The 5,574-nt window shown below is 63.7% G+C and carries 8 protein-coding genes; 3 read left to right on the top strand and 5 right to left on the bottom strand.

Going from position 1 to position 5,574, the window contains the following annotated elements; translation table 11 throughout:
- Nucleotides 1-120: DUF3606 domain-containing protein (locus AC1D0Z_RS15245; protein ID WP_477659069.1), on the top strand; the 120-nt coding region annotated here is incomplete at its 5' end.
- 17 nt (nucleotides 121-137) lie between these two features.
- Here the strand turns inward: AC1D0Z_RS15245 and AC1D0Z_RS15240 are convergent.
- Nucleotides 138-632: a DUF421 domain-containing protein gene (locus tag AC1D0Z_RS15240; protein WP_477659068.1), complete on the bottom strand. Its 495-nt coding sequence runs from the start codon at nucleotides 630-632 to the stop codon at nucleotides 138-140.
- Between the two features lie 33 nt (nucleotides 633-665).
- Nucleotides 666-1,829, bottom strand: a complete 1,164-nt coding sequence (locus AC1D0Z_RS15235) for a zinc-dependent alcohol dehydrogenase (protein ID WP_477659067.1) — start codon at nucleotides 1,827-1,829, stop codon at nucleotides 666-668.
- A gap of 362 nt (nucleotides 1,830-2,191) precedes the next feature.
- Between AC1D0Z_RS15235 and AC1D0Z_RS15230 the strand changes: the two genes are divergently transcribed.
- Nucleotides 2,192-2,662 (top strand): hypothetical protein, encoded by a 471-nt coding sequence (locus AC1D0Z_RS15230; RefSeq protein WP_477659066.1) that lies wholly within the window; start codon nucleotides 2,192-2,194, stop codon nucleotides 2,660-2,662.
- Complete coding sequence (locus AC1D0Z_RS15225) at nucleotides 2,659-3,033, top strand: GFA family protein (RefSeq protein ID WP_477659065.1); 375 nt, start codon at nucleotides 2,659-2,661, stop codon at nucleotides 3,031-3,033. The genes AC1D0Z_RS15230 and AC1D0Z_RS15225 overlap by 4 nt, the downstream gene beginning before the upstream one ends.
- A 138-nt stretch (nucleotides 3,034-3,171) precedes the next feature.
- Here AC1D0Z_RS15225 and AC1D0Z_RS15220 read toward each other — a convergent pair whose 3' ends face one another.
- The 3 genes from AC1D0Z_RS15220 to AC1D0Z_RS15210 all read right to left on the bottom strand — a co-directional run.
- Nucleotides 3,172-3,402 (bottom strand): SlyX family protein, encoded by a 231-nt coding sequence (locus tag AC1D0Z_RS15220; protein WP_477659064.1) that lies wholly within the window; start codon nucleotides 3,400-3,402, stop codon nucleotides 3,172-3,174.
- 201 nt (nucleotides 3,403-3,603) lie between these two features.
- Nucleotides 3,604-4,686, bottom strand: a complete 1,083-nt coding sequence (locus tag AC1D0Z_RS15215) for an NAD(P)-dependent alcohol dehydrogenase (RefSeq protein ID WP_477659063.1) — start codon at nucleotides 4,684-4,686, stop codon at nucleotides 3,604-3,606.
- Nucleotides 4,687-4,874: 188 nt separating this feature from the next.
- Nucleotides 4,875-5,574: lysylphosphatidylglycerol synthase domain-containing protein (locus AC1D0Z_RS15210; protein ID WP_477659062.1), on the bottom strand; the 700-nt coding region annotated here is incomplete at its 5' end.

Here is a 5,574-nt window from a genome sequence, read left to right as displayed (position 1 = left end):
GCGTATGAGCTTCGCGACTGGGCCAAATCACTGGGTTGCACTGAGCAGCAGCTGCGCGAAGCCGTCAAGGCGGTGGGCAATTCCGCCAGTGCCGTGCGCCAGTACCTGGGCAAGAAATAAAGTCCGCCTGCACTGCCTCAGCCCTTGCCGGGCTGGGGTGAGGTCTCGTTCGACGACTCCTTGAGGATGCTGATCTTCCCATCGGCCTCCAGGAAGGCGAATCGCATGTCACGCAGGTCGCAGTCTGCTTCGCGCAGTGCCTGTTCCACATCGAACAGGGGCACCCGCTGCTTTTTGAGCACTTCGCGGAACACCTCGCCGTCGCGGCCCACGAGAAGCGGGCGGCCTTCCAGGAGAATTTGTACGCGCCGGCTGCGTGAGGTGGTGAAGGCAACCAGGAGGTTCAATGCAATCAAGGTAACGGCCGCCAGCAGGCCAAACGTAATGGATTCTTCCCCGGCGTTCAGCGCGTTGGAAACCGATTCACTCAGGAGCATCACCACCAGCAGGTCAAACGGGGTGAACTGGCCCACCGTCCGGCGGCCCGAGATACGCACAAGAACCAGCAGCGCAAGGTAAATAACGATTGCCCGCAGGCAAGGTTCCCACCAGGAAGTACTCATGTCAAACATGGTGTGTGTCTCCAGGGCTGTGGAAGATCATGGTCAAGGCGTCAGCACCACCTTGCGGCACTCCTCCTCGCGTTGCTCGAAGATGGCGTAGCCGCGTTCCGCTTCGGCCAGCTTCAGGCGATGGGTGATGATGACCTCCGGCGACATTTTTCCCATGGCGATGTGTTCCAGCAGTTCAGGCATGTAGCGCTGGGCGTGGGTCTGCCCCATCTTGAAGGTCAGGCCTTTTTCAAACGCGTCGCCAAAGAGGAACCCGTGGATGAAGCCGGCGTACACCCCCGGCACGCTCACCACGCCGCCGCGCCGCGTGGCCGCAATGCACTGGCGCAGGGCCTTGCCGCTGGAGCCCTCCAGCTTCAGGTTGGTCAAGACGGTTTCAATCGCGCTGCCCTTGGCTTCAAAGCCCACCGCGTCGATGGTTGCGTCCACGCCATGCCCGCCGGTGGCGTTCAGAATGGTGTCAGCCGGGTCGTCGTTCAGGTCGAAGTTGATCGGCGTGATGCCGTAGGTCTGCTGCGCGAACTTCAGGCGGTAGTCGTTGTGGTCGATCATGAAAATCCGCTCTGCACCCAGGAAACGGGCCGACAGTGCGCACATCAGCCCCACGGGGCCGGCCCCGAAGATCGCCAGGTTCGAGCCCGGCCTCACCTGTGCGTTGACGGCCGCCTGGTAGCCCGTAGGCAGGATGTCCGAGAGAAACAGCACCTGCTCATCGGACAGCACCTCGGGTATCCGCAGCGGCCCGGTGTTGGCCTTCGGCACGCGCACATATTCCGCCTGCCCTCCGGCGTAGCCGCCATACAGGTGGCTGTAGCCAAACAGCCCCGCGCCGGGCGTGGCGCTTTTTTTGTTCAGGATGGCGCCGCGCCCCGGGTTGGTGTTTTCACACGCGGCAAACAGGGCCTTGTTGCAATAAAAGCATTGCCCGCAGGCGATGACGAAGGGAATCACCACGCGGTCACCGCGCTGCAGCCCCATGACCGCGGGGCCGGTTTCTTCCACCACGCCCATGAATTCGTGGCCGAGGATGTCGCCGTCTTTCATCTCCGGGATTTTTCCGCGGTAGATGTGAAGGTCTGACCCGCAGATTGCCGTGGCCGTGACGCGCAGCAGGATGTCGTCGTCGGCGAGCAGGACAGGGTCTGGAACAGTCTCGACCTTGACGTTGCGGGCGCCTTGGTAGGTGAGTGCTTTCATGGAATTCCTTTCTCTCTTTTTCGTTGGTTTTTCTTGGTGGTTCCACAGTCTTGTGGCCCGCCGGCGAACTGCAATTGCCCCGCTGAACACCCGGCGCGCGGTACGACCTCATTTGAAAAAGCCCGCGCGGCGGGGGCTGTCGGCTGGGTAGTTCTGCCCCTGTAGGACAGACCGGAAAACCTTGTACGAGCACACAAAGGCCCTGCAGGCGTCCTCCATTCGACCAGCGCCGCGGGGAGGCGCGGGCAGCGGCCACAAAGCGGCCCTGTCCCACAACCCCTGCGACCGCGGCTTCACAAAATCAGGGACATCTGAAGGCGCGACACGACTTTGAAGACACGCACACGAAAGGAAATACAGCCATGGCAACCAGCAGCATCCTGGGTGGCAGCATTTCACCCGAACAATTGATCCCAGGAAAAGACACCCAGTCGCTGGGCCCCGGTGACAGTTCAGACACCGGCAGCGACACCCTGGGCGCTTACAGCGAAGAAGAGCTTGCCAGCGACAGTGACGCTGCGGGTACCGGCGAGCGAGCCGGTGTCGGCGGCGACGAACGCCCCGACGCCGACATCCTGCCTGACCGGGCAGTGGACGAGTCCGACCTGCTTGAAGGCAGCGAGGAAGATGAAGACCTGGATGCGCAAGCGGAAGACGGCCGGGACGGTGAAGAAAATGATGAAGGAAAGGGCCGCGAAAGACCCCAGGCCGCAGCCGGTGTCGAAAACGTTGCCGGCATCGTCACCGATGAAGATACCGATGATGAAGATGGCGATAGCGAAGGCCCGGCTGCCGGCAACGGTGATGCCGCCGTTCGCGGAGGCCGCGCATGACAATCACGGCAAGTTGCCACTGCGGCAAAAACACTTTTCGCATTGACGGTGAAATCCCTGGGCAGCTGACGCGCTGCACCTGCTCGTTCTGCGCCAGGCGCGGCGCGCTGCTGGCCTACTACACGCCCGAGCAGTTCCACGTCACATCGCCCCCTGACGGCGACGCCATCTACCGCTGGCAGACCAAGCTCGTCGACCACCACTTCTGCGCTGAATGCGGCGTGGCCACGTACTCGGACAGCCCGGCTTTCGAAATGGACGGCAGCTGGGACGGCGCCACGCGCCGCATCGCGGTCAATGCYCGCCTCTTTGACGGCTACGACGCCGCCGAGGCGCCGGTCAAGGTGATTGACGGCAAGAATCTCTGGTAGGCAGCTGTGCCGGGTGTGCGGGGGGAGCCGCTTTGCGTTGACATTTCGCGCTTGTCGCTCGCGCAAGGCTACGGCGGCACCCTGGACCAACTGGCCGCCCATCTGGGCGTTTGAACGGCGTGGTCGGGCGCGTATGGCCTAGAAGTGCGGCGGCAGTTCGTCGCGCAGGCTGCGGCCCACCGCCACGTCGCCGTCGCGTACAGGGCTAGCCTTCAGCGCGGCCACCTCGCGCACCAGCGCATCAATTTGCTGCTGCTGCCGCACGATGACCTTGTCGAGCTGGTCCAGCAGGTCTTCGGTAAAGCTGGCCTTGATCTCCAGCGCGGTCAGGCGCTGGTCGGTTTGGGGTGTGTGGTTCGTCGGTTCCATGCCTGTATTGGACATGAAGCGGCGCCGGGGCAGGGCCTTGATGCACGCCAGCAGCCCGCGTGGCAACCAGGTCAGGCATCATTTTGGCCTGCAGCCCTTTGTGGACGTGCGCAAGCAGCTATGTTATTGATAGCAACGTGGTTGGTGGTGAAAAGCGGGTAACGACCCGCCCCGTCCCAGTCGCGACCACACTCCAACCGCTCAGCGCGCAGCACTCCCGGCAGGCGTTGCTGCCTTCATGCTGGCCATGTCAATCACAAAGCGGTACTTCACGTCGCTCTTGAGCATGCGCTCGTAAGCGGTGTTGATCTCGTCCATGCGGATGGGCTCAATGTCCGACACGATGCCGTGCTTGGCGCAAAAGTCCAGCATCTCCTGGGTTTCCTTGATGCCGCCAATTGCCGAACCCGCCAGGCGCCGGCGTTTCAGGAGCATGTTGAAGATGCCGGGTGAGGGGTGCGGGCTGGCGGGTGCGCCCACCAGCGTCATGGTGCCATCCAGCTTCAGCAGCACGATGAAGGCATCCAGGTCATGCGGCACCGCCACCGTGTTGAGGATGAAGTCAAAGCTGTTGGCATGCGCCGCCATCTCGTCAGCATTTTTTGACACCACCACTTCCTTCGCGCCCAGGCGCAAGGCGTCTTCACGCTTGCCGGCCGATGTGGTGAACAAGACCACATGCGCACCCATGGCCGCGGCGATCTTCACACCCATGTGGCCCAGCCCGCCCAGGCCGACAATGCCCACCTTGCTGCCGGGGCCCACCTTCCAGTGGCGCAGCGGCGAATAGGTGGTGATGCCGGCGCACAGCAGCGGCGCCACCGCGGCCAGGTCGCCCGCGTCATGCGAGACCTTCAGCACGAATGATTCGCGCACCACGATCTGGCTGGAATACCCGCCGTAGGTGTTGGCGCCGGTGCCTTGTTCGGGGCCGTTGTAGGTGCCGGTGAAACCGTTGTAGCAGTATTGCTCCAGGCCGTCGGCGCAGGACTGGCAGTGCTGGCAGCTGTCTACCATGCAGCCGACACCCACCAGGTCGCCTACCTTGAATTTGCTGACCAGGTCACCCACCGCGGAGACGCGGCCGACGATTTCATGGCCCGGCACGGAAGGAAAATTGACGCCCTCCCATTCACCGCGCGCCGTGTGCAGGTCTGAATGGCAAACGCCGCAGTGAAGAATGTCAATCGCGACATCCAGCTGGCCCGGTTCGCGCCGCTCGATGGTGAAGGGCGCTAGGGGGGTGGTGGGTGACTGGGCGGCGTAGGCAAGTGCTTGTGACATGGAGACCCTTGATGAAAAAGGAATGAGAACGGAATGAAGAAGAACGAGAACGCAATGAGAGAGGCGGGGCGCTCAAACAACCGGCCATCGTAGGCCAATGCAATGACCGGCGCACGGTTGCCGCATGCCCCCGGACTCGCGGTAGGGAATTACGCCTCCGCCCGGCAGCGCGGACGCATCCGTGCCAGCTAAGGGGCGCCCGCCTGGGCCGACGACGCGTGCCGCTCCAGCAGTGCATACAAAACCAGCCCGCCTGCCAGCGGCAAAAAATAGTAAAGCGCGCGGTAGGCCAGCACCGCCCCCATCAGCGCGCCTTGCCGCACGCTGCCCGACAGCAGCGCCAGGTACACCGCCYCCAGCACACCCAGCCCGCCGGGAATCGGCATGATCACCCCCACGATGGAGGCCGCCATCAGCACGCCCAGCGCCGTGGTGTAAGGCACCTCACGGCCCAGCAGTAAATACATGGCCGCACCCATCAGCGCCCAGTTGGTGGCCGAAATGCCCAGCTGCACCAAGGCCAGCTGCGCCGAAGGCAGCTTCAGACGCCGGCCGCGCACCCGCCACTCGCGACCGCGCGCAAATGCGCACGCCACCACATACGCCAGCGCCAGCAGCACCATCGCCACGCCCAGCAGGCGCAGCGCCGCCGCGCCAATGTGCGCCTGGCTGGGCGGCGCAATGGCGCCGGCGGCAAACAGGCTGCCGGCCACCAGCCCATAACCGAGCCAGTTGGTCGCCAGGCTCAAACCGACGATCTGCGCAATGGTGGCCTCGTCCAGCCCTGCCCGCGCATAGAGGCGTGCCCGCAAAGCCACTCCGCCGACCAGCGAACCCAGGTTCAGGTTGAAGGCATAGCTGGTGACCGCAATGGCCCAGGTCTGCAGG

It is taken from the genome of Polaromonas sp. P1_E3 (assembly GCF_056405935.1).
Note: the sequence above shows the minus strand (reverse complement) of the source record. Positions and strands in the feature narration are given on the sequence as shown.

Excerpts from the sequence above, each read along its gene's own strand:
- AC1D0Z_RS15215 (WP_477659063.1), bottom strand. The coding sequence starts at position 4,686 with ATGTCACAAGCACTTGCCTACGCCGCCCAGTCACCCACCACCCCCCTA.
- AC1D0Z_RS15230 (WP_477659066.1), top strand. The coding sequence starts at position 2,192 with ATGGCAACCAGCAGCATCCTGGGTGGCAGCATTTCACCCGAACAATTG.
- AC1D0Z_RS15240 (WP_477659068.1), bottom strand. The coding sequence starts at position 632 with ATGTTTGACATGAGTACTTCCTGGTGGGAACCTTGCCTGCGGGCAATC.
- AC1D0Z_RS15235 (WP_477659067.1), bottom strand. The coding sequence starts at position 1,829 with ATGAAAGCACTCACCTACCAAGGCGCCCGCAACGTCAAGGTCGAGACT.
- AC1D0Z_RS15220 (WP_477659064.1), bottom strand. The coding sequence starts at position 3,402 with ATGGAACCGACGAACCACACACCCCAAACCGACCAGCGCCTGACCGCG.